General features: G+C 39.7%; 22 protein-coding genes. 13 read left to right on the top strand and 9 right to left on the bottom strand.

Annotation, left to right across the window (positions count from 1 at the left end; all coding sequences use genetic code 11):
- Window positions 1–59: 59 nt before the first annotated feature.
- Complete coding sequence (locus tag FC56_RS07740) at window positions 60–1,688, top strand: ABC-F family ATP-binding cassette domain-containing protein (protein WP_056978804.1); 1,629 nt, start codon at window positions 60–62, stop codon at window positions 1,686–1,688.
- Window positions 1,689–1,767: 79 nt separating this feature from the next.
- Here the strand turns inward: FC56_RS07740 and FC56_RS07735 are convergent, their stop codons facing one another.
- A complete protein-coding gene (locus FC56_RS07735; protein WP_056978889.1) occupies window positions 1,768–2,640 on the bottom strand; it encodes a DegV family protein in 873 nt (290 codons plus the stop codon).
- A 215-nt stretch (window positions 2,641–2,855) separates the two neighbouring features.
- On the opposite strand from FC56_RS07735, the gene FC56_RS07730 reads away from it, so the two are divergent.
- Window positions 2,856–3,107 carry a hypothetical protein gene (locus FC56_RS07730; protein WP_054671308.1) on the top strand — a complete coding sequence of 84 codons (252 nt, stop codon included), beginning with the start codon at window positions 2,856–2,858 and terminating at the stop codon, window positions 3,105–3,107.
- 58 nt (window positions 3,108–3,165) lie between these two features.
- Here the strand turns inward: FC56_RS07730 and FC56_RS07725 are convergent, their stop codons facing one another.
- On the bottom strand, window positions 3,166–4,908 hold the full coding sequence (locus FC56_RS07725) for a phospho-sugar mutase (RefSeq protein ID WP_056978802.1): 1,743 nt from the start codon (window positions 4,906–4,908) through the stop codon (window positions 3,166–3,168).
- 213 nt (window positions 4,909–5,121) lie between these two features.
- Between FC56_RS07725 and FC56_RS07720 the strand changes: the two genes are divergently transcribed.
- The 9 genes from FC56_RS07720 to FC56_RS07680 all read left to right on the top strand — a co-directional run bounded on the left by FC56_RS07720 (window position 5,122) and on the right by FC56_RS07680 (window position 16,304).
- The gene (locus FC56_RS07720; RefSeq protein ID WP_056978801.1) at window positions 5,122–6,033 is read left to right on the top strand and encodes a DMT family transporter; all 912 of its coding nucleotides are present in this window, start codon (window positions 5,122–5,124) and stop codon (window positions 6,031–6,033) included.
- Window positions 6,034–6,100: 67 nt separating this feature from the next.
- Window positions 6,101–6,706: a TetR/AcrR family transcriptional regulator gene (locus FC56_RS07715; RefSeq protein ID WP_056978799.1), complete on the top strand. Its 606-nt coding sequence runs from the start codon at window positions 6,101–6,103 to the stop codon at window positions 6,704–6,706.
- A gap of 13 nt (window positions 6,707–6,719) precedes the next feature.
- On the top strand, window positions 6,720–9,470 hold the full coding sequence (locus FC56_RS07710; RefSeq protein WP_082620611.1) for an MMPL family transporter: 2,751 nt from the start codon (window positions 6,720–6,722) through the stop codon (window positions 9,468–9,470).
- Window positions 9,471–9,620: 150 nt separating this feature from the next.
- On the top strand, window positions 9,621–10,352 hold the full coding sequence (locus FC56_RS07705; RefSeq protein WP_056978797.1) for an MIP/aquaporin family protein: 732 nt from the start codon (window positions 9,621–9,623) through the stop codon (window positions 10,350–10,352).
- 380 nt (window positions 10,353–10,732) lie between these two features.
- The gene (arcA, locus tag FC56_RS07700) at window positions 10,733–11,971 is read left to right on the top strand and encodes an arginine deiminase (protein WP_056978795.1); all 1,239 of its coding nucleotides are present in this window, start codon (window positions 10,733–10,735) and stop codon (window positions 11,969–11,971) included.
- Between the two features lie 42 nt (window positions 11,972–12,013).
- Window positions 12,014–13,051, top strand: coding sequence for an ornithine carbamoyltransferase (gene argF / locus FC56_RS07695; RefSeq protein ID WP_056978793.1), 1,038 nt, complete (start codon window positions 12,014–12,016; stop codon window positions 13,049–13,051).
- A gap of 94 nt (window positions 13,052–13,145) precedes the next feature.
- On the top strand, window positions 13,146–14,087 hold the full coding sequence (arcC, locus tag FC56_RS07690) for a carbamate kinase (protein WP_056978791.1): 942 nt from the start codon (window positions 13,146–13,148) through the stop codon (window positions 14,085–14,087).
- Window positions 14,088–14,107: 20 nt separating this feature from the next.
- Window positions 14,108–15,538: an arginine-ornithine antiporter gene (arcD, locus tag FC56_RS07685; protein ID WP_056978790.1), complete on the top strand. Its 1,431-nt coding sequence runs from the start codon at window positions 14,108–14,110 to the stop codon at window positions 15,536–15,538.
- Window positions 15,539–15,593: 55 nt separating this feature from the next.
- On the top strand, window positions 15,594–16,304 hold the full coding sequence (locus FC56_RS07680; protein ID WP_056978788.1) for a Crp/Fnr family transcriptional regulator: 711 nt from the start codon (window positions 15,594–15,596) through the stop codon (window positions 16,302–16,304).
- Here FC56_RS07680 and FC56_RS08165 read toward each other — a convergent pair.
- Both FC56_RS08165 and FC56_RS07675 read right to left on the bottom strand, forming a co-directional pair.
- Window positions 16,297–16,467 (bottom strand): hypothetical protein, encoded by a 171-nt coding sequence (locus FC56_RS08165; protein WP_156410667.1) that lies wholly within the window; start codon window positions 16,465–16,467, stop codon window positions 16,297–16,299. The genes FC56_RS07680 and FC56_RS08165 overlap by 8 nt on opposite strands.
- Before the next feature lie 100 nt (window positions 16,468–16,567).
- The gene (locus tag FC56_RS07675; RefSeq protein WP_054671319.1) at window positions 16,568–17,401 is read right to left on the bottom strand and encodes a DegV family protein; all 834 of its coding nucleotides are present in this window, start codon (window positions 17,399–17,401) and stop codon (window positions 16,568–16,570) included.
- A gap of 111 nt (window positions 17,402–17,512) precedes the next feature.
- On the opposite strand from FC56_RS07675, the gene FC56_RS07670 reads away from it, so the two are divergent.
- A complete protein-coding gene (locus FC56_RS07670) occupies window positions 17,513–17,824 on the top strand; it encodes a DUF7671 family protein (RefSeq protein ID WP_056978786.1) in 312 nt (103 codons plus the stop codon).
- 163 nt (window positions 17,825–17,987) lie between these two features.
- Here FC56_RS07670 and FC56_RS07665 read toward each other — a convergent pair whose 3' ends face one another.
- On the bottom strand, window positions 17,988–18,191 hold the full coding sequence (locus FC56_RS07665) for a P8 family protein (protein ID WP_054671325.1): 204 nt from the start codon (window positions 18,189–18,191) through the stop codon (window positions 17,988–17,990).
- 78 nt (window positions 18,192–18,269) lie between these two features.
- Window positions 18,270–18,650 carry a biotin/lipoyl attachment domain-containing protein gene (locus FC56_RS07660; protein WP_056978785.1) on the bottom strand — a complete coding sequence of 127 codons (381 nt, stop codon included), beginning with the start codon at window positions 18,648–18,650 and terminating at the stop codon, window positions 18,270–18,272.
- Window positions 18,651–18,722: 72 nt separating this feature from the next.
- Between FC56_RS07660 and FC56_RS07655 the strand changes: the two genes are divergently transcribed.
- Entirely contained in the window at window positions 18,723–19,757 is a 1,035-nt protein-coding gene (locus tag FC56_RS07655; RefSeq protein ID WP_056978783.1) for a lipoate--protein ligase, read from the top strand.
- Window positions 19,758–19,823: 66 nt separating this feature from the next.
- Here the strand turns inward: FC56_RS07655 and FC56_RS07650 are convergent, their stop codons facing one another.
- From FC56_RS07650 to FC56_RS07640, 3 genes are read right to left on the bottom strand one after another with little or no spacing between them, the layout of a single operon-like run.
- Window positions 19,824–20,471: an FMN-dependent NADH-azoreductase gene (locus FC56_RS07650; RefSeq protein WP_054671337.1), complete on the bottom strand. Its 648-nt coding sequence runs from the start codon at window positions 20,469–20,471 to the stop codon at window positions 19,824–19,826.
- A gap of 25 nt (window positions 20,472–20,496) precedes the next feature.
- Window positions 20,497–22,401 (bottom strand): ABC transporter ATP-binding protein, encoded by a 1,905-nt coding sequence (locus tag FC56_RS07645; protein ID WP_056978781.1) that lies wholly within the window; start codon window positions 22,399–22,401, stop codon window positions 20,497–20,499.
- Window positions 22,401–24,128, bottom strand: a complete 1,728-nt coding sequence (locus FC56_RS07640) for an ABC transporter ATP-binding protein (RefSeq protein WP_056978779.1) — start codon at window positions 24,126–24,128, stop codon at window positions 22,401–22,403. Before FC56_RS07640 ends, FC56_RS07645 begins: the two co-directional genes overlap by 1 nt.
- Window positions 24,129–24,209 lie beyond the last annotated feature (81 nt).

Raw genomic sequence — 24,209 nt, 5'->3', positions numbered from 1 at the left:
GAAATAGTAGTTAATGGTTGCAAATATGTTTAACCAGCCGAAAGGAAGAAAAACGAAACATGATTACAGTAACTGACATGAGCTTGCAGTTTTCGGGCAAGAAACTTTATGAAGACGTTAATTTAAAATTCACTCCGGGCAATTGTTACGGAATTATTGGAGCAAATGGGGCCGGTAAATCCACGTTCTTAAAATTACTACAGGGTCAACTTCAACCCACTACCGGAACCATTTCAGTAGATAAGAATGAACGGATGTCTAGTTTGAGTCAAGATCATTATGGTTTCGAAGATCAAACTGTGATGCAAACCGTGATCCAAGGAAACCAAAAACTGTTTGATATCATGACCGAAAAGGACGCCTTGTATGCTAAGGAAGACTTTAGTGAAGCTGATGGTTTGAAAGCTGCAGATTTAGAAGCTGAATTTGCGGAAATGGACGGTTGGAATGCCGAAGCAGATGCTTCTTCATTATTACAATCGGTCGGGATTGCCGAAGATTTGCACAACGAAATGATGAGCGAATTAAACGAAGGCCAAAAGGTGAAGGTCTTGCTAGCGCGGGCTTTGTTTGGTGAACCTGATATCTTACTTTTGGACGAACCAACCAACGGGTTAGACGTCTACACCATTCAATGGTTAGAAGACTTCTTGGCTGACTATCCTAAGATCACCATCATTGTTTCTCATGACCGCCACTTCTTAAATGCGGTTTGTACCATGATGTGTGACGTGGACTTTGGGAAGATTCAAATGTACGTTGGTAATTACGATTTCTGGCTTCAATCAAGCCAGTTGGCAGCTAAACTAAAGGCCGATGCCAACGCAAAAAAAGCTGACCAAATTAAGGAATTACAAGAATTTATCGCTAGGTTTAGTGCCAATGCTTCTAAATCTAAGCAGGCTACTTCGCGAAAGAAACAATTAGACAAAATTTCGTTGGATGACATTAAGCCTTCATCTAGAAAATACCCATTCATTAAGTTTGAACAAAACCGGCCGGTCGGAAACGACTTGCTACGGGTGGATAACATTAGTAAAACTATCGACGGAGTAAAGATTTTAGATAACGTTACCTTTACTTTGCGCCCTGGCGACAAGACCGCCTTGGTTAGCCGTTCTGATTTGGCTACTACCGTCTTGATGCAAATTATTGCCGGCACTATGGAACCTGATACGGGAACCGTTACTTGGGGCCAAACCACTTCTCAAGGTTATTTACCTCGGGACTTTACATCAGAATTCGATGGCAACGATGTCCGCATTTTAGATTGGCTACGTCAATTTGCTGAAAAAGGTAACGATGATGATGCCTTCTTACGTGGTTTCTTAGGCCGGATGCTCTTCTCCGGGGACGATGTTAACAAGCACGTGGACGTCTTATCTGGTGGGGAAAAAGTCCGGGTGATGTTATCTAAGTTAATGTTGCAAAAAAACAACGTATTACTCCTAGATGATCCCACTAACCATTTGGATTTGGAATCCATTACTGCGTTAAACGAAGCGTTAGTTGGTTTCCCAGGTTCTTTGATCTTTACGTCTCATGATCACGAATTTATTCAAACAATTGCTGATCACATCATCGAAGTTTCCGCGAACGGAATTATTGACCGACGTGAAACTACTTACGATGAGTTTATTGCCCATCCAGAAGTGAAGAAGCAGTTAGAAGGATTGTACGGCGAATAATAAATTATAAATTCAATCCGGATTAAAAAAGCAGCTAATAATTTGACCATTGCGGTCATTATTAGCTGTTTTTTATTTGCTATAGTTCACTTAAATACTGCCAATCAGTTGCCCACAGGACTCCCATAGCTTTTTCACCTGTATGTACACTGATGGAAGGGCCGATTTGGTTGGTTTCCACAATGGCATTAGGAAAATGTTCCTGGATGGTAGCGGTCCAACTAGCTTTAGTTTTTGGATTATTAGCATCCACGATTGAAATTCTGACGGGAGTAGTAAACTCAAGAATCGAGTCGTCCATAGTAGCTAGCACTTTATTGAATGCTTGGCGCATTGTGTGTTCCTTGGCTAGGGGAACGATCTTGCCGTCGTGATCAAAAGTGAGAATCGGTTTAATTCGCAGCATGTTACCAATAAACGCTGAGGTATTAGAGATTCGGCCAGTTCGTAGCAGGTGTCCAATATTATCGACTACTAAATCTACTTTGATGGAGTCTCGTAATTGTTCTAAACGGGGGATAATTTCATTGGCATTTTTACCTTCTGTAGCCATTTTTCCGGCTAGTAAAGCTAAATCTGCTTCGCCTGCGCTGGCAATTTTAGAATCAAACGGATAAACCTTGATGTTGGTAACATCACGAGAATACGCCACTAAATTTTCGTAAAAGGTGGTAATTCCAGACGATAGATTAACACAGATGACTTCTTCGTAACCAGCAGCGCTTAGTTCATCAAAGGCTTCCTGCATTTGACCCATGGTTACTTGGGCAGTAGTGGGGAGTTTTTCAGTGGTGGCTAGTTTAGTTAAAAACTCGGTAGCCGAAATATCTACCCCTTCTGCGTACTGGTCCATCCCAAAAATAACGGTGATGGGCAAGACAGTAATGTTATATTTCTGTGCTTGTTCTTTGGTTAGATAACTCGCGCTATCAGTAATTACAGCAGTTTTCATTGGGGCTCGCTTTCTCCGGTTAGATTCTAAGTGTTTTACTGAAATTAGGCCGGTAATAAAACTAGTATAGTATAATAACCTTGTATTATACATAAATACATCTAAGGGGGAAACAATTATGAATCATTTTAAGCTAATTTTAGTCGTACTGGTGATAATGGGGATAAATGGTTAGGTTATTAAGTAAAGACTGTTTTAGACTAGGAGATCACTAAATGCAATCCATTATTTTGACTGATGTATTTCTTTTGATTTGCTTTATATTGGGCAGCTGGCAGGGTCACAACTTGTCTTTAAAACGGGTAATAATTATGGCTGTTACTTTTCCAGCAGCTAATATTGCCCAACATTATCTTGGTATTTGGTTTGGTAACTTCGATCTGGGTTCTGGGGTGTTAATTGCGCTAATTTTATTAATGTATTTGATTGATCGAAACTGGTGGCATCCCAGCAGATATAAATCATGAAAAAAGGGTAACTAATGATTTTGTCATTAGTTACCCTTTTTAGTTTAAAAACAAGCTATTATTTAGTTAATTTGGCAATCAATTCTTCTACCGCATCACTATATGATTGTAACCGGGCGTCTACTGCTGCTTGACTACTGTCTTTAGTTCCAATGTAGAATTTGATTTTGGGTTCGGTCCCAGAAGGGCGAACTGCTAACCAAGTTCCATCATCTAGCCAATACTTCAAAACGTTAGAAGTGGGCAAGGCGATCTTGGTTTCTTTACCGGCTGCGTCTACGTGCACCCCAGTTTGGTAATCGGTGGTGCTGATTACTTGGTGGCCATTCAACTCAGTTAGTGGATTAGCCCGTAGTTCTTTTAGCATATTAGCAATTTGTTCTTTACCGGCTAGGCCATCCATTTCTTTAGAAATGGTCTTTTCTTCAAAGTAACCAAATTTTTCATACATTTCGTTAACGCCATCATAAAGGGTTTGACCTTTAGCTTTATAGTAAGCGGCCACTTCAGCCAACAACAAGAGGGTTTGTACCGCATCTTTATCGCGGACAAATGGTTGAATTAGGTAACCAAAACTTTCTTCAAAACCAAAGAGGAAAGTATGATCATGGTTAGTTTCATACTCATGAATGGCTTCTGCAATGTACTTAAAGCCGGTGAGGACGTTTTGAGTAGCTACGCCGTAGGAAGCGGCAATATCAGCTGCTAATTCGGTGGAGACAATTGATTTAACAATTGTACCGTTGGCAGGCAAGGTTCCGGCAGCCTGCTTGGCAGTTAGAATATAGTTTAATAACACACTGGCGATTTGGTTACCAGTGAGAAGTTTATAGGTGCCATCTGGTTGACGAACCGCTGCTCCTAAACGATCAGCATCTGGATCGGTAGCGATTAAAATGTCGGCGTCGATTTTAGTTCCCAGTTCAATAGCTAGGTCAAAGGCCTGAGCAAATTCTGGATTGGGAAACGGAGTAGTAGGAAATTCTGGGTCTGCGATGGTTTGAGTAGCCACCACTTCGTAATCATTGAAGCCAGCTTCTTCTAAGGCCCGGCGTGCAATGACTTGCCCGGTTCCGTGAAGGGGGGTGTATACAAACTTCATGTTAGCACCGGTTTTAGCGATTAAATCATGATTGATGTTAACCGTTTTGAGTTCCTTGAGGTAAGCTTGGTCGACGTCTTCACCAATCAGATTCATAATCTTATCATTACGTAATTGTGGTTCGTTAGCTACTTCGATGGTAAATAAATCGCTGGCTTGGCGAATGTATTCGGTGATTTGATCAGATTCCCTTGGTGGCATTTGGCCACCGTCTTCTCCGTAAATTTTAAAGCCGTTGTATTGTTTAGGGTTATGACTAGCGGTAATCATAATGCCAGCGTATGTATGTAAATGGCGAACGGCAAATGATAATTCCGGAGTGGGCCGCATTTGGTCAAATACATAGGTTTTGATCTGGTGATGACCTAAGACCTTAGCTGATTCATGGGCAAATTCTTTAGAGAAATACCGAGAATCAAAGCTAATGGCAACTCCCCGGCCCTTAGTATCAGCGTCCAAAGTATCCATAAACCGGGCCAAACCTTCAGCGGCCTGACGAACGGTGTAAATGTTCATGCGGTTAATCCCGGCACCGATTACTCCACGCATACCGGCCGTTCCAAAAGATAGTGGGGCGGAAAAAGCATCAGCGATAACTTCTGGCTGATTCTTCATTGCTTCTAGATCAGCAACTAAGTTACTTGGTAAATTGGTTTGTTCCAACCAAGTAGTGTAAATTTGTTCTGCAGTTTGAGTCAAACTAAATCCCTCCAAGGGTAAATACTAGTTTCGTATTTTGATATTCCCATTATAGAAATTATCGAGTTAAGCGTCAATTTAAACGCTAAGCAGATTAACTTATTTTTGAAAACATGATAAAATTTTATGTAACTGTGTAATTTACATAATATAAAGTAAAAACTCATTGTGCCTGTTTGGGCTCGATGGGTTTTATTAATTAGGAGGCTAGTAGTGTTAACTAATAAGCAAAAAGGCATTGTCTTGGCTAGTAGTGGCGGGATCTTTTGGGGAATTCAAGGCCCCGTATCACAATACTTATTTGCCCAAGTCAATTTATCAACAGAATGGTTAATGGGAATTAAAATGCTGATTGCGGGAATCGTAATCTTACTTTATGCAAAGTTCTTCCAGCATCGGTCGTTAACTAAAATTTTTGAAACACGTTCAGTAAGGTTAACGTTATTAGCATATACGGTGTTTGGCCTGGCCGCTGTTCAATATTGTTATCTATTAATGGTGCAGGCTAGTAATGCAGCAACTGCTACCATTATGCAGAGTTTAGGGACGATAATGATCGTGATTATTACCATCATTTTGTACCGTCAGTTACCTAGTCATCAGGAAGTGATCGCAGTGGTGGTCGCTCTTTTAGGGACCTGGTTATTAGTGACTAAGGGTGACTTGGGGCATTTAGCGATGTCTCCTTCAGCATTGGGATTAGGTCTATTATTAGCGTTTGCTGGGGCAATGCAAACTATGATTCCAGTTAGCCTAATTGGCAGATATGGGACGTTGGTTGTTACTGGTTGGGGGATGCTATTTGGGGGAATTATCTTTTCAATTATCAACCCGGTTTGGGTAAACACCCCACCGATGACTTTGGGAGTAGTATTGGGCGTTGGTTTCATTATTATTTTTGGGACCATCTTGGCTTACGTATGTTTTACTCAGAGTCTGCAATATGTTTCTCCAACGGTAGCTGGCTTATTAGATGTGTTTGAACCATTGGCAGCTACACTTGGAGCCGTCTTATTTCTTAATACGACCTTCAATTGGGCGGAAACATTAGGTGCCATTTTAACCGTTAGTACGGTTTTTATTCTTGCTATTCACAAAAAAAGTGTCCCTTCAGAAAAATTATGAACAACGTGTTGACTTATAATTTTAAACCATTATAATTTTCAATGTGAAATTATTAAGAGGTGTTGAGATGGCAAATGATAAACGGGCTGCTCAAACAGAACATAAGATCGAAGAAGCGTTAACGGTGTTGATTAACCAAAAGGGATTTAACAACATTAGCGTGACGGATATTACTCGTGAAGCTAAAATCAGTCGCGGAACTTTTTACATTCATTATCTGGACAAAGTGGATTTACTCAACCACGTTGAAGATAATCTATTGCAAAAACTCCAAAAGATTTTAGAAGAAGTAATTCCTAGAGCAATTGAACAACAACGAGATGGTGCTTGGGAGGTACCTTATAAAGCGGTAATTTCAACGTTAAACCAATTCTTGGTAGACCGAGAGTTAATTATCGCTTTACTAAGTACCCGTGGCGATCCGGCGTTTTTAACCCGAGTTAAAGACTTGTTTAGCCAAGAAATTCATCGGGATATTAATTCCTATCAGGGAACAATTTCGTATGATAATAATATCCCACCGGATTATATTGAAGAAATTGTGTTAAACGCATTAATGGGGATTGTTCTTCATTGGTTGTCTAAAGACCAACCTGAGTCACCAGACGAAGTTGCCCAGATTATTATGTATTACTGTGAGACGGCACCAAAAGAGTGGATCACAATAGATTAGAGAGGTCGAGAAGATGAATAAATTTATTCGTAGATATACGGTTAGCTTCTTCATCTGGCTTGCAGTGTTGATAGCCAGTATGGTAATGCTACCCAATGTTTCCCAACTGATTGCAGATAAAGGGGAAACTAAAATTCCATCGTCTGCCCAAAGTCAGGTGGCTGATACCATTCAGTCCCACTGGGGGCATAAAATTGGAAACACTAGACAAGTCGTAGTGGTTTTCAATAATGGCGATAAAAAGATTACTAGCAGTCAACAAGCTGCTATTGATAGAACCATTGATGATTTCAATAGCGACAAAAAGGACTTTGATATTAAAAAGGTAACTAGTCCAAACCAAAATTCTATTACTAAAAAGCAATTAATTTCTAAAGATAAAACCACGGAATTGGTTCAACTAGATGTAGGTAAACGTGATTCCGTTGACAAAATGAATAAAGATATTACGAAAGCAGCCAAGACGGACGGAGTTAAAACCTACGTTACTGGTAGTGATATCTTAAATGATGACTTCCGAATTGTGACGGAACAAGGATTGAAGAAGACGGAGTTAATTACGGTAGTCTTCATCTTAATTGTTTTAATTATTGTCTTCCGTTCATTGATTGTACCGTTCATTTCTTTACTATCAGTTGGGGTTTCCTACTTGGTATCTCAAAGTATCGTGATGAATTTGGTTGACCAATTCAATTTCCCAATTTCTAATTTCACCCAAATCTTTATGGTGGTGGTTCTCTTCGGGATTGGGACCGACTACAACATCTTGTTATTCAACGAATTTAAAAACCAGTTGTCACAAGGTAAAGACAAGGTTGAAGCAACCATTGCAGCTCGTAAAACCGCTGGTCGGACCATTTTATATAGTGGAACTTCATTGTTAATTGGTTTTTCAGCGTTAGGCTTGGCTAAGTTCTCTATTTACCGGTCAGCCGTCGGGGTGGCCGTTGGGGTTGCTGTCTTGCTACTAGTGCTATTAACTCTTAACCCATTCTTTATGTCCACGTTAGGTCAACGAATTTTCTGGCCTTCTAAGAGCTTGAAGGGTGAAAGTAAGAGTCGGACTTGGACATTCTTGGCTAAGCATTCAGTAGCTCACCCAATCATTGCCTTGTTGATTGCTTTGGTAGCTACGGTGCCATTTGTGCTTAACTATAATAATCAATTAGATTATGATAACGTGGTTGAATTAAATAGCGGGATCTCTGCTAAAAAGGGCTTTGAAGTAGTTCAAGATCACTTTAGCAAGGGAACGGCTGAGCCAACTACGATTTATATTAAATCTGATCACAAGTTGGATAATGAAAAAGACCTTAAAGAAATCGATCGTATTACTAAACAAGTGCAACAAGAAAAGGGGATCGATTCCGTTAATACTGTTACCCAACCAGGTGGAGTACCATTGAAACAACTTTACCTCAGCGATCAATTAAACACGTTGACTGGTAACGTTAATACCATGCAAAAAGGATTGAAGAAAGTTTCTAAAGGCATGAAGAGTTCTGACTTCAATACCACTCCACTAAGTGATATTGGGACTTCAACTCAAAGCATTGCTAGTCAGTTGATGGCCATCCAACAGAGTTATCAAGCTGCTGGAACAAGTGCTACTCCAGCCCAAATGGTTGGACAATTGAACCAACAACTTACTGCAGCTGGTCAAGGACTTAATGGCATTCAACAATCTGCCTTAACTTCAGCCGTAACACAAGTAGCGGCTCAGCAACAACAAACTGCTTCTGGTATGCAATCTTCTCTTGAAGGAGTAGCATCTGATACCAAGAATATCGGAACTAACGCTAAGTTATTGCAAACTGAGTTAGAACAAATGCAAACTAAGTTAATGGCTGCTGGTAACGGCATTGATACCGTTAACGATGGTTTAGGTCAAACTAACCAGTACCTTAAAGGATTACAAAAATCCGCAGCTTCTGATACCTTCTATATTCCTAATAACGTTTTGAAGAGTCAAACCTTTAAGACTTCTACAGATACTTATATGTCTTCTGATAAGAAGGCTGTTAAGATGATCGTTGTCTTGAAGACAGACCCAAGTACCGAAACTTCAATGAACCGGGCTGCTAACTTGCAACAAGTAGTTAAGGATAACTTGAAGGGAACGGATATGAAGGATGCTACTGTAGCGGTAGGTGGTCAAACTTCTAACTTGAATGATACTAAGAACATCGCCACTAGCGATTTCTTACGAACTGCTATCATTATGATTGTCGGAATCACACTTGCCTTAATGTTGATTTCACACTCACTTCTTCAACCAGTTTACGTAATGGTAATGTTATTGTTAACTTACTTTACTTCCCTTGGGTTGACTGAATTGATTAGTGGTAAAGTCTTGAATCAAGACACTTTGACTTGGAATACACCATTCTTTACCTTTATTATGTTAATCGCATTAGGGGTGGATTACAGTATCTTCTTGATTATGCAATACCGCAATAATCCAGACCATACACTTTTCCCAAGCCAACGAATCGTTCAAGCTGCTGGAATTATTGGCTCAGTAGTTATCTCTGCGGTAGTTATCTTAGGTGGTACTTTTGCTGCCTTGATGCCATCCGGAGTAATGACTTTGATTCAAGTAGCTGTTGGGGTTATCTTGGGATTGGTGATCCTAGTGATCGCTATTCCAATTGTCTTCCCAGCATTGATCAAATTAACTTACGAACCATTCCATATGCCATGGAGTAAGTCATCAAAGACTAATTCTGGTGATCAAACTAGAACGGCTCGAAGTTCAAAATAGTAATTTTATTTAACAAAGAGGAACTTAAATCAGTCTATGACTGGGATAAGTTCCTTTTTTCTTTGTGAAATTTTAGTGGATTTTAGATGCAGGTTTACTGTATAATTTTTATAGCACTTATTTTAAGGAACCTATTATTGGAGGAGTATGATGGATTATTCATTCCCAGTTAAGTTACTGGCAGAATTTATTGGTACGGCAATTTTGGTTATTCTAGGAAATGGCTCAGTAGCCAACGTAGAATTAAAGGGTACTAAAGGAAACGGCAGTGATTGGCTGTTAATTGCTGTAGGATATGGTTGTGGGGTTATGATTCCCGCCTTGATGTTTGGGACCGTCTCAGGCGCTCAAATTAATCCTGCGTTTACAATTGGGTTGGCAGTTGCTGGCATGTTTTCTTGGAACCAAGTACTACCATTTATTGTGGTGCAATTACTAGGGGCCATGGTGGGGCAGTTAGTAGTGTATGCAACTTACAAACCATACTATGATGAAACTAAGGATGCAGAAGCGATTTTAGGAACGTTTAGTACCACTGACGCGGCTCACAGCCGATTGAACGGATTTATTAATGAATTCGTTGGTTCCTTCTTGCTCTTTTTAGGGGCGTCAATTTTAACGCATGCACCTTATTTTGAAACTAACAATGCTGCAGTTTTCATTGCCTTAGGATTTTTAGTTATGACTTTGGTGGCTTCCCTAGGTGGAGCTACTGGTCCGGCATTAAATCCTGCCCGGGATTTAGGTCCTCGAATTATTCATGCATTATTGCCAATTCCTAATAAAAAGGACTCCCATTGGGGTTATGCCGCTGTTCCGGTGGTGGCTCCTATCTTGGCAAGTATTTGCGCAATCGAACTGGGAAAAATATTTTTCGGTTAGTATTTAAAAACCCGATCATCTGATCGGGTTTTTCTTTTGGCTTTTTTTATGATAATAAATATTGAAAATTTATTTTTATACCGTTTGAACGTGAAAATATTCACATTTGCGATGAATACAAAATATCAGTGTATATTTACCCTAAAAAAAGCTATAGATTATAATATTAATTCATATTTTCAGAAAAAATTGTAACATGTTTGTAACATAAGCTAAATAATACAAAATTAAAACATATTACTAAAATTTATTGAGTTAATTATTAATGAATGTTTATTAAATGCCAAATTTTTCGCATTTTAAACGCTAAAAAAACGCCCTCAAGAAAGCGGTTACAATTATATACTTTACCCGTAATCAAATTTAGGAGGTATTTATCTATGACAGCTCCAATTCACGTTCGTTCTGAAATCGGTAAGTTAAAGACGGTTTTGCTTAAGCGCCCAGGTGAAGAAATTGAAAACTTCACTCCGGAAATGATGGAACGCCTATTATTCGATGATATTCCATTCTTGCCAGAAGCCCAAAAAGAGCATGACGCTTTCGCTGATATTTTAAGAGATAACGGGGCAGAAGTTTTGTATTTGGAAAATCTTTCTGCAGAAGCAATTGATGCTGGTAACGTTAAAGATGCTTTCTTGGAAGAAATTTTGACAGAATCCGGTTACGCTGCTGGCACCACTCATGATGCTTTAAAGGAATATTTGATGAGTATGTCTACTTTAGATATGGTCGATAAGATTATGTCCGGGGTCCGGAAAAACGAAATTGACTTCGTCCCTAGCGATTTAGTAAGTGCGGCCGAAGACCGAGAATATCCATTCTTTATGGATCCAATGCCTAACCTATATTTCACTCGTGACCCAGCTGCTTCAATTGGTGATGGGTTAACTATCAATAGAATGACTTTTGATGCTCGTCATCGGGAATCATTATTCATGGAAACCATCATTAAATATCATCCTCGGTTTGCTGACAAAGGCTTACATGTTTGGCGTGATCGTTACCATACTACTCGCTTAGAAGGTGGGGATGAATTGGTACTTTCAGATCATGTTTTGGCTATCGGGGTTTCTCAACGAACTTCTGCTGACGCTATTCAAGACGTGGCTCGGAGCTTGTTTGACCCAGCAAATGATAGTGAGTATGACACCATTATTGCAATTGAGATTCCACATAACCACGCTATGATGCATTTGGATACCGTATTCACAATGATTAACCATGATCAATTTACGGTTCATCCAGGGATCTTAGGCGAAGGTGGCAAGATTGACACTTGGACTATGCATCCAGCTAACAATGAAGATGGCTTTACTATTGAACATAATCAAGACCTTGAAGGGGTATTGAAGAAGGAACTCGGTTTGAGTGAATTAGACCTAATTCCAACTGGTGATGGCGACCCAATTATTGCCGGCAGAGAACAATGGAATGATGGTTCTAACACCTTAGCGATTGCTCCTGGGGTAGTGGTAACTTATAACCGCAACTATGTATCTAATGAATTACTTCGGAAGCATGGACTTAAAGTTATTGATACTCTCTCAAGTGAATTATCCCGTGGTCGTGGGGGCCCTCGTTGTATGAGTATGCCATTAGTTCGTGAAGATCTATAAACTAAACCAACTAAATTGATAGTACGAAAGGAAGTTAACGACATGATTGACAGCCAAAAATTTAACGTTTCAGAATTACAAGGAAGAAGCTTCTTAGCTTGCAAAGACTTCACCCCAGCACAAATTAACTACTTGGTAGACTTTGCTTTACATTTGAAGAGCATGAAAAAATTAGGAATTCCTCACCACTACCTAGAAGGCAAAAATATTGCTTTGCTCTTTGCTAAGACTTCTACTCGGACCCGTTCCGCTTTTACGGTTGCTTCCGTTGATTTAGGAGCTCAACCTGAATTTATGGGTGCTAATGATATTCAACTAGGGAAAAAAGAATCTATCGAAGACACTGCTAAAGTTTTGGGTAGTATGTTTGATGGGATTGAATACCGAGGATTCGCTCACGAAGACGTTGAAGAACTTGCTAAGTACGCTGGCGTACCAGTTTGGAATGGACTAACCACTGAATGGCACCCAACCCAAATGATCGCTGACTTCATGACCGTTAAGGAAAACTTTGGCCACCTTAAGGGAATTAACTTAACCTATGTTGGAGATGGTCACAACAATATGGCTAATAGTTTATTAGTTGCTGGCTCAATGCTAGGAGTTAACGTAACTATTTTGGCACCGGACTCACTTCAACCAGCTCAAGAAGTAGTTGATATTGCTCAGGGCTTTGCAGACCAAACCGGAGCTCACTTCAATATTACTTCTGACATTGATGAAGGGGTTAAGGGAGCCAATGTAATTTACACCGACGTATGGGTATCCATGGGTGAAAGTAATTGGGAAGAACGGGTTAAGTTGCTAACTCCTTACCAAGTTAACATGGATATGATCAAAAAGACTGGTACACCAGAAGATGAATTTATCTTCATGCACTGCTTGCCAGCATTCCACGACACTAAGACCGAATACGGCAAGGAAATTGCTGAGAAATACGGAATTACTGAAATGGAAGTTACTGATGAAGTTTTCAACTCTAAATTTGCTCGTCAATTTGAAGAAGCTGAAAACCGGATGCACTCAATTAAGTCAATCATGGCGACTACCCTTGGTGACCTTTACATTCCAAAGATGTAGTTAAGATTTAATAACCTTGAAAAGACAGGTGTATAGCTATATAGCTGTACACCTGTTTTTATCTAAACCCAGTTTGAAAGGAAGATATAAAATTATGAGTAAAAAAATTGTGGTCGCATTAGGCGGCAATGCTATTTTGACTGACAACGCTTCTGCTGAGGCTCAACAAGCAGCCCTTCGAAAAACTGCAAAATATTTAGTTCAATTTGTTGAAAATGGTGACAACTTAATTATTTCTCACGGCAATGGTCCTCAAGTAGGTAACTTATTATTGCAAATGGCTGGGGGCTCTACTGCCAAGAATCCGGCTATGCCACTCGATACAGACGTGGCTATGACTCAAGGAAGTATTGGTTATTGGATGCAAAATGCAATGGATGAAGTTCTAAGTGAAAAGGGAATTGATAAAGACGTTGCCACTGTGATTACTCAAGTAGAAGTGGGAGCTGATGATCCAGCATTTACTGATCCCACTAAACCGGTAGGACCATTTTACAGTAAGGAAGAAGCTGATAAGCAAAAGGCTGAACACCCAGATTTTGTCTTTGTAGAAGATGCCGGGAGAGGGTATCGACGGGTGGTTGCTTCACCACGTCCTACTGGTGTAAAAGAATACCGGGTTATTAATCATATGGTCGCCGATGGAATTATTCCAATTTCAGTTGGTGGCGGTGGCGTTCCGGTAGTTAAGGAAGGTAATCGGTTAGCCGGTAGAGAAGCTGTAATCGACAAAGATTTTGCTTCTGAAAAGTTGGCTGAATTAGTAGATGCAGATACTTTAATCATTTTGACCGCGGTGGACAACATTTACGTTAACTTTAACAAGCCGGATCAAAAGAAATTAGAAAACATTACGGTAGCTGAATTAAAGAAGTATCTTGACGAAGATCAATTTGCTAAAGGCTCTATGCTTCCTAAAGTTCAAGCAGCGATCGAATTCGTTGAAAATAGTAACAACGGTAAGGCGGTAGTAACCTCTCTAGAAAATGTGGATAAATTCTTATCTGAAGGTGCAGGAACCATTATCACCAGATAGATTGATAGGAGGGTTTCATTATGGAAGAATCCAAAGGAAAGCTTGGATTAGGTGAACTAATTGGTTTAGTTGTGGGCTCCATCATTGGTGGTGGTGTCTTCAACTTGATGCACGATATGTCTGTCTCGGCTGGGGCGGGTGCGATCATCATTGGTTGGGTGATCACTGCCATTGGGATGATCTGTTTAGCATTTACCTTCCAAAATTTAACCATGAAACGTCCCGATTTAGATGCCGGAGTTTACAGTTATGCTGAAGCGGGGTTTGGTAAGTACATGGGATTTAACTCGGCATGGGGCTATTGGGCCTCTGCTTGGTTAGGTAACGTGGGGTATGCGACATTACTAATGAGTGCGGTCGCGTATTTTCTGCCTATTTTCGGTGATGGTCAAAATATTTGGTCAATCATTGCAGCTTCGTTTATTCTCTGGGCCTGTCACTTTATGATTCTTAGGGGAATTGAATCGGCTTCTTTTATTAACACCATTATTACTGTTGCAAAATTAATCCCAATTTTTGTTTTCTTGGTGATTATGATAATATCATTTAAGTTGGGTGTGTTTACGCAAGGATTTTGGTTTACACCAACCGGTAAATTCCAATTTGCTGATGTTATGACTCAAGTTAAGGGAACTATGTTAGTAACCGTTTGGGTTTTCATCGGAATTGAAGGGGCAGTTGTGTTCTCTGGTAGAGCCAAGAAGCGTTCTGATGTTGGTAAAGCGACTGTTCTAGGAATTATTACTGTTATTTTGATTTATATGTTAGTTACGTTGCTATCGTTTGGGGTAATGCGGCGCTCAGGATTAGCTAACTTGTCACAACCAGCCATGGCTGATTTATTGAAGAGTGTAGTCGGATCTTGGGGAGCTGTATTAGTTAATGCCGGATTAATTATTTCTGTGGTAGGGGCTTGGCTTTCATGGACAATGTTTGCTGGTCAATTACCGTATGAAGCAGCAAAAGAAGGAACATTTCCAAAGTGGTTTGCTAAGGAAAATAAGAATGGTGCTCCAGTTAATTCGTTAGTTTTCACTAATATCTGTGTCGAATTATTTATGTTTTCCTATTTAATTACTGCTTCCGCTTATAATTTCTTCTATTCCATTGCCAGTGCGGCCATTCTAGTGCCATATGCTTTTTCTGCTTTCTATCAATTTAAGTACACTTTAAGTGAAAGTAAGGATACGCCAGATCGGACTAAAAACTTAGTAGTCGGGGTTATCTCGAGTATATATGCAATCTGGCTGTTGTTTGCTACTGGTTCTACTTTCTTACTGTTGATGATGCTTTTGTTTGCTGCAGGCATTCCGGTTTACTGGTACCTACAGAAGAAAGATAATCAGGCTGATAAAGTATTCGGACCAATTGAAAGATGGGCTGCAGTTATTATTTTGTTATTAGCTATTTTTGCGATTTGGCAGTTAGCAACGGGTAAAATAACGATCTAATCTAAATAAGTGGCCAAAATGATTCCTTGTAGTTTGGTTACATGGTGGTGAAGAAATGATAAGTCGGCAAAAGTATCCAGAGTACCTTTTAAAACTTAGGGCTCAAAAGGAATTTTATCAACTATCTGATGAAGAATTTACTGACTTAACAGCTGATATCAAGTTTCGTTTGTACCCCAAAGGACAGATATTGTTCGATCAAGATGATCAGCGCAAACATTTTTATTACTTATTGAAGGGAATCGTAAGGGTAGAGCGCTTCGATATGAACGGAGATGCTAGCTTTTACGAATACGTCTCAATGAATCATGGCTTTCCGTATCGTGGATTATTTGTAGATGATAACTACGCTTATTCGGTAAGATCCATGACCGAAATTTTAGTAGCAGATTTGCCAATGGACAAGTTTGAGACCGAAATCAAAAGTAATTTAGCCATGATGAAAAACATTGTGGTGGAAATGGAAGCTATTATTAGTCAAGATGAAGATCACTTGCAGCACATGGTTACATCATCCGCGTCAGAGCGAGTATTGTATTCTATCTATTTAATGGGAGCCAAGCTTGGCAAGCTGGATGAAAATGAACACCTAAGGATTGATTATCCAGTTAACATTAACGAACTGGCTGACGTGAGCGCTACAACACGGGAAACGGCCAGCAAGGTAGTGTCTAAATTACAGCAAGCAGGATATTTGTCCTATTCTCACAAGCAATTTACCTTTTTAAAGCACATTGATGAAAATAATCTATCATTAATTAAATAATAAAAAGACCGTTAGTTAAGCTAACGGTCTTTTTATTATTTATCATGATGATTATACTGTCGTCCTCTGAAGCGATGTTGGTTTGAAGCGGCAAACCATTTACCAAAATAGCGATGATAGCGTCACTAAATACCTCTAGACGTTCTTTTAACTTAGCTTTCATAATGTTCCTCTTAACTTAAATTATCAAATACTAAGCCATTCTACCATTATGAAGGACTAAAAAGGGAATAAAAAAACACTCCAGCGAGTGCTTGAAACAGTTAGCCCACTAAATAGGTAACTCCAGTTGCGTCCTCTCCAATGTAGTTTACCATTTCGGGATTAGCTAACTGTAAAGTAATTGGAATTAACGGAAATTCTTGATTCATTAGCTTATAAATTCGTTGAGCTCGGTTGTCAGAACCAGTATAGATAATATCTAAGCTGACGATATTTTGCTGATGCATCTGTTCTACTTGTTGGCGCCAAAATGAGCTAATAACGTCGTCATCCGTGGTGCGCTCGATAAACTCGAAATTATTATTGGCAAACCGCATTAGATACTTGATATTAGCGCGTTTTTCCCAAGCTCCACGGAAATGACCGATTTTACGTTTTAACATTAGTTGGCTATTATTATTAACGGAAATGTAGACGCGAGTGCGTTTTAAAATATTATTAATACGATCGAGAATTGTTTTCATATCTAGTCCCTGTCGAATTAAGCGGACGGCTTCAGTTAATTGGTATGTCAAGCCCGCAGCAGGCACGCCGCTGTTAACCACCGTTACTGTAGAAGTACTTCTAGCCGCAGCCTGACGGGCTGTATTGTAAGTATCAGCGAAACTATCACTAATATGTAGTGATAAAATCTGGCTCCCGTCTTTTCCCAATTCATTGTAGAGAGTTACTAATTCGGTTACGGAAATAGAACCGATTTGTGGGGGAGTGGACGATTGACTCAAGAGTTGTAAGTATTTGGTTTTGCTAATTTTACTGATATGGCTGAATACTTTGCCGTTGATAGTGATAGGTAAGTCGATAACGGAAACAATATCGTCAGGACAAGCCGAACTGTTGACGACAGCATCGGTAACGATTTTTATCTTAGCCAAAAAAATGTCCCCCTTTACGAATCCTGTTAGAGTAAGTATATTGGATTATTGTAAAATAATAAAATAAGAAAACCAGTTTGGTTATACAAAAATAGTTGTTAAGGAGAAGCAATGAAAGGTAAATATGAAGTCCATGAATACGTGGGAATTCCATTAACCACTGATAATTCTGGTCATTATCAACTTAAAGTAGACGATCAAAATAAAATTCAGCCCCATAGTTGGCGAACCGGTAAGCATACCCGAGGCCAATTTAAACAAGTAGGTCAAATTTTAATAACCGAAAACAATTTAAAAGTAGTTATCATTGCTGAGCTCCCGTTAGCTTTTAAAGACCGCCATTCATTGACGCCGTTGCAACGCTTTACTACAGAAATGGTCACTAACGACGTATTAGAACAAGGATTAGAGTTGCTCAACTAGGCAAAAAGCCGAATCAAAGATAAGGTGACTTCATTTTCATAATTGCTCTTTGAATAGTTCGGACTTTTTAATACCATTATAATTATAACGCTACTACTTCATAAGCGGCAGAAAAAATTAAAAAAGCTTCTACCAAAAACTAATTTGGTGGAAGCTTAATTGGTTATTTAAGTAATTTTTCTGCATCAGCCTTGATATCATCGGCTGACATTGTCATGTATTTTTCCATAGATTCTTCGGTGGCCTTAGTGTCATGACCATTGTGTTCCATATAATAATCCCACAATGCGTCACGAACAGGCATGTCGCTGTCGCTCCAATCAAATACCTCGTTTAGATGTTTATCCAAAAATGGTGATTCTGCCATTTTACAGACCTCCCTTTCATTTCTATAACTTCATTGTAGTTCTTATTTTGAAAAGGGGATAGTAATTAGCTCAACAATTTATTTGTGCGGAGCTAACTCCATTATCCAACTAGTGGCAGAGTCTACGGCAGTGATATTAGTTAAGTCGTTAACTAGTTCGTGATTTCTAGAAATGACAGTGCCAGTTAGTGGAGACTTAAGGGTTTCAACTGATTTGTCACCTTCGAGATCTAAAAGGTCATCGCCCGCTTTAAGTTCGGTTTGGTTGGTGGAAAAATCTGCAAAAGTGATTTGGCCGATCTCTTCAAAGACACTGGCATCTACGCCTAGTAAGTAGTCGCCACTGGGTTGCTTTCGATACCAAATTCCGTCTTTGATTTCTGTAGGCCCTGGTTGGTCAGGATCTTGGGGTTTCTTGAAGAACGCTTTAATTCGTTGCCATAATGATAATTCAGACATTAGTAGTCGCCTCCACACATTTTACTTTAATTATACACTATAATAGAAATATGAAATCTAAGGAGGCTGCTTATGTACTTAGTAGATATTAAACGAAACGGCAAACCCGTTTATGATGCGCGTGTTAATCAATCGATTGATAATTATTTAGTTAATGATTTAAAACTCCCTGGGCGGGGATTCATGCTTTATATTAACCGTCCCTCTGTTATTATTGGTAAAAACCAAAACGTTTGGGCTGAGGTCGATACTGATTATTTACACGAAAATGATATTGAACTAGTTCGTCGCACTTCCGGTGGTGGGGCGGTTTATCACGATTTAGGGAATTTGGTGTTTGAAAATATTTTGGTAGATGATACTAGTCACTTTAACGACTACTCTTATTTTGCCGAACCAGTGTTGAAGGCCCTCCAAAAACTTGGATTAGACGTTTCCATGAAGGAAAATAGTAGTGATTTAATTTTGGATGGTAAGAAGTTCTCTGGGATGACGATGTTTAAAAACGGCAACAATTTAGCTGCCGGGGGAACTGTAATGTACGATTTGAATGTAGATGCAGCTAAGCACGTCTTAACCGAAGACCCGGCTGAAAAAGATAAGAAGTTAGGGGTAGCTTCTAAACGAAGCCAGATCATTAATTTGAAGGATTTTCTTCCTAATGACATGACCATTGAAGATCTTCGCGAAGCCATTTTAAAAGAAGTTTTTGACGTGGATTCTGTAGATGATATTGAAACTTACGAATTCAATTCCCAAGATTGGGATATTATCGATAAGCGATTAGCTGACGAATATGGTACCGATGAATGGAACTTTGGTCGAAATCCCGGCTATGATCGTTACTTTGATTCTGATTTGGCTAATGGCAAAATGGGGATTAACTTCTCAATTGATACTGGCTTTTTTACCCGGTTTAAGTTCAATCCATTCTTTAAAGTGGAAGGAGACTTGCATGCGGTAGAAGAATCCCTGGTGGGTGGTGCTGCTAATGAAGAGGGAATTAAGGCTGCTGTTTCAGTCGGCCATTTAAAAAATATTAGTGAATCCGAATTAACAGACTTTATTGTAAGAAGCCTTCAAGATAACCAAGGTTTAATTTCATAAAAAAATTCGATTAAGAATTAAAAAACCGCAACCATATTTTGATGGTTGCGGTTTTTTAGTTGAGATTTAGAATCGTTCTGCCAATTGAGCGGCTTCGTCCATAGATTGTTGTCTATTTTGGAGCATTGCGGCTTCATCTAATTTGCTGTTTCCTTCATTGTAGATGCCCTTAATGTCAGTAACTCCCATTTGGTTCAAGATAATTCGCAGATATTGAGTCCCCATGTCTAGGGCCTGCATATTAGGGTTATCACTATTTTGATAAGTTCCGCCAGCAGATTGAATGTGGACCGCCATCTTATCCTTTAGGATGCCAGCAGGACCTTTGGTAGTTGCCTTGGAGGTTTTAGTAGATACGCAAACAATGTCTAAGTAACTCTTAAGCCGCGCAGGTAAGAAGAGGTTATACATTGGGTTAGCAAAGACGTATTTGTCGGCTTTGATGAATTCTTCTTGCAGGAGTTGTTGACGACTTACTAAAATTTGTTCATCACTTGATAAGTCAGAATATTTAACGCCTTCGGACAATTTAGCCCAGGTTTGGAAATTGGAACTATCGATTTCAATGTCGCCTTCAGCATATAGGTCATGTTGTAGAACGATATCGTCAGGGTGAGCTTCTTGGTAGGCAGTGACAAATCGATCACAAATGGCCATAGAATTAGAAATATGATTGATAGCTGGTTGAGCTTTGATAACTAATAATGTACTCATAAAAAGATCTCCTTAAATATAGTTTTTAGTTAGTAGTTTTTGGCGGAATCGCGGTTGGCGCGTTTCCATTAAAAGAATCCATATATAATTGATAGTATTTACCATGTTGTGCCATCAATTGCTGGTGATTACCACTTTCGATTAACTTCCCGCCGCTAATTACCATGATAATATCAGCGTTGTAGATAGTTGATAACCGGTGTGCAATCGAGAGGCTAGTCCGTCCCTTCATCAGGTTATCCATTGCCGTTTGAACCGTTTTTTCGGTTTGAGTATCAATACTGGAAGTAGCTTCGTCTAAAATCATAACGGGTGGGTCAGCGATGGCCGCTCTAGCGATGGAAAGTAATTGACGTTGACCGGCGGATAGCGAACCGCCATCATCAGTAATGACGGTATTGAATTTATCCGGTAGCTGGTTAATAAAGTCAGTGGCTTGGGCTAAATCAGCTGCTTGCTGGATCTCTTCATCTGTAGCGTCCAGCCGACCGTAACGGATATTATCATTGACGGTTCCGGTAAATAGGTGGGTATCTTGAAGGACGATCGCCATAGCGTGCCTTAAGTCCGCCTTCTTAATGTTACGAATATCTAAGTCGTCGTAGGTAATGGTTCCAGAATCAATTTCATAGAACCGATTCAGCATGTCGGTAATAGTAGTTTTCCCAGCTCCAGTTTCTCCAACGAAAGCGGCTTTTTGACCTGCGTTTACGTTAAAGGAAACGTCAAATAAAATTTGTTTGCCAGGAACGTAGCTGAAATCAACGTGGGAATAAGTAATTTTGCCCTCAAGAGGTAGTAGGCTGGTACTACCATCGGGCTTAGGAATTACCCAATTCCATTGTTTGCGATGGGTAGCAGAATCAGTGGCTGGTTGTAAGGTGATAGTTCCGTTATCTGTTTCTGATTCTTGATCTAGTAGTGCAAAAATTCGTTGAGCTCCGGCTAGAGCTTGGACGATGGAGTTTAATTGCATAGAAATTTGGGCGATTGGCTGGCTAAACGTTCGACTGAGCTGCAAGAAGGCTGCTAGGTCTCCGAGTGTTAGGGTGGCTAGATGTCCCACAGCCAGCGCGCCACCGAAAACGGCGGTGAGGACGTAGAGTAAGTCACCTAAGTTACCGATAATAGGGAACAGTAATGTAGCGAATCCGTTGGCATTACCGGAATCGGTTTCTAAGCTGTTATTTAGTTTGTCAAAATTAGCTTCAGCTTCCTTTTCGTGGGAGAACACTTTGACCACTTTTTGACCGGTCAACATTTCTTCAGCGTAACCGTCTAGATCCCCTAAGGATTTTTGTTGCAAAGTGAAGTAGTGACCGCTTCGAGAGGTTAAAGTTTTGATAATGATGATACTAGAAGCAAAGATGGCCAGAGAAAAGAGGGTTAATTCCCAGCTAATGATGACCATTGCGATTAAAACCATGATGAAATTAGTTATCGAGCTGAGAAATTGCGGTAAACTTTGGCCGACCATTTGCAATAAGGTATCAATATCGTTGGTGTAGTGACTCATAATGTCGCCATAGTCGTTGTTGTCAAAGTATTTCACGGGCAAAGTCTGCATATGAGTAAACATCTCATCTCGTAAATTATACTGCACCCGTTGAGCCAAAATGGCCATAATCTGAGTATAAATAAAGGTAGCAATCGCACCAATGACGTAAATTCCCACCATCATTAGTAAGACTCGAATGAGAGGATTGAAATTGGGAGTGGCTTGATGAATTAGTGGAGTGATGTATTTATCAATTAATGTTTTCAAAAAAAGAGAGCCAATTACGGTTGATAATGCACTAATTATAATCGAAACTCCAGCAATGAAAAGCCAGACTGGTTGAGTTTTGAAGATCAATTTTAATAGGCGCTTTAAAGTGTTGCGATTATCCTTAGTTAGCTTTAATGATTTAATTGCTCGACCATTACGCATTAACCTTCGCCCCCCTCAATTTGAATTTGGTAAATAGATCTATATTCGGCATCATCTTTTAATAATTGTTCATGGGTGCCAATTGCTGAGACCCTCCCATTTTCCATAACGATGATTTGATCAGCGTCGGTAATGGAGGTGATACGTTGGGTAATAATTACCTTAGTAGTCTCTGGAAGGTTAGCTTTCATAGCTTGCCAAATATTATGTTCCGTTTCAGTATCCGTAGCACTGGTGGCATCATCGAGTAGCAAAATCTTGGGATGTTTCAGTAATGATCTAGCTAACGAGATTCGCTGACGCTGTCCACCAGAAACGTTATTCCCAGTTTGGTCAATACGAGTATTATATTTATCAGGAAATTGCTCGATGAAGCTATCGGCTTGAGCGATTTTGGCTGCTTGAACTAATTCTTCGTCAGTGGCGTTAGGATTACCCCAGCGGAGATTATCTTTAATGGTTCCTGAAAACAAGACGTTATTTTGAAGAACCATTGCGGCGGCATTACGTAAAGCGGTCAAATCGTAATCTTTTACGTTGACCCCGCTTACCTTGACAGCTCCGGAGTCGACGTCATAAAGTCGAGGAATTAGCTGGACGAGAGTACTTTTTCCAGAACCGGTGGATCCAACCACCGCAACGGTGCTCCCGCTTTTAATTTGTAAATTAATATCTGTTAACGCATTCTGCTTTTCCTTATCGTTGAATTTAAAGTTAACGTGTTCAAAACTAATACTGCCATCGTTAACGGTAGTGATCCCATTAGCAGGACTATGTAATTGAGTGGTGGTATCCAGCACGGCGGTTACCCGACGCCCAGAAGTTCCTGCCAAAATTAATTGAGAGAATACGTTAGAAAGCATCATCAAACTGGTTAAAATTGAAATAGTGTATGAGAACAAACTCATCAGTTGTCCAATTTGGAGTTGACGGCTAACCACTAGTTTAGCCCCCAACCAGGCAACCGAGACGGTAGATAAGCCAATTATTAACTGCATTAATGGTTGGTTTAAAGCTAAAATTCGCTGAGCCTTACTGTAAACGGTAAAAATATTTTTGGCTACCGTTTGGAACTTTTGGATTTCAGTTTTAGCTCGGACGAAGATTTTAACTACCCGGATACCACGAATATTTTCACCAACAACTTGATTTAAACGATCGTAAAGGTGAAATACTTGAGTTAGTAATTTACGAGAGCTTCTAATAATGGCGTAAAGCCCCACAGCTAGAATAGGAATAACGACTACAAAGATCCAAGCGATGTTTGGACTGACTAAAAAAGCCATCGTTACCGAAAAAATTAGCATTAGAGGAGCTCGTAAGGCTGTTCGAATGGTCATTTGATAAGCTTGTTGTAAGTTAGTAGCGTCGGTGGTAAGCCGGGTAACTAGCCCGGAAGTGGAGAACTTATCGATATCTGAAAATGAAAAGGTTTGAATATGGAAATATAGATCATGCCGTAAGTTTTTAGCAAAACCAGCCGCGGCCTTACTAGAATACCAACTGGCTCCCATCCCGGCAGCAAGCCCCAGTAAAGCTAAACAAATTAATAAAATTCCCCATCGAATAATTACATGAAGATTACCGACCATAACTCCTCGATCGATAATGATTGCCATCAAATAGGGGACTAAGGTCTGAAATGCGGCTTCGAAGAAAACGCAAATCGGTGAAATTAGTGACAGCCGTTTATACTGGCGAATAGATTTGGCAAGTGTTCGTAACACAATATTCCCCCCTAGAAACGTTTTTCTTTATTTTACCGCAAGCACTTTGATTTAACCGGAATTTAGAATTGGCAAAATCTT

It is taken from the genome of Lentilactobacillus senioris DSM 24302 = JCM 17472 (assembly GCF_001436555.1).
Classification (GTDB): Bacteria; Bacillota; Bacilli; order Lactobacillales; family Lactobacillaceae; genus Lentilactobacillus; species Lentilactobacillus senioris.
The sequence above is the reverse complement of the archived record's forward strand: the minus strand, read 5'-3'. Positions and strand labels throughout refer to the sequence as shown.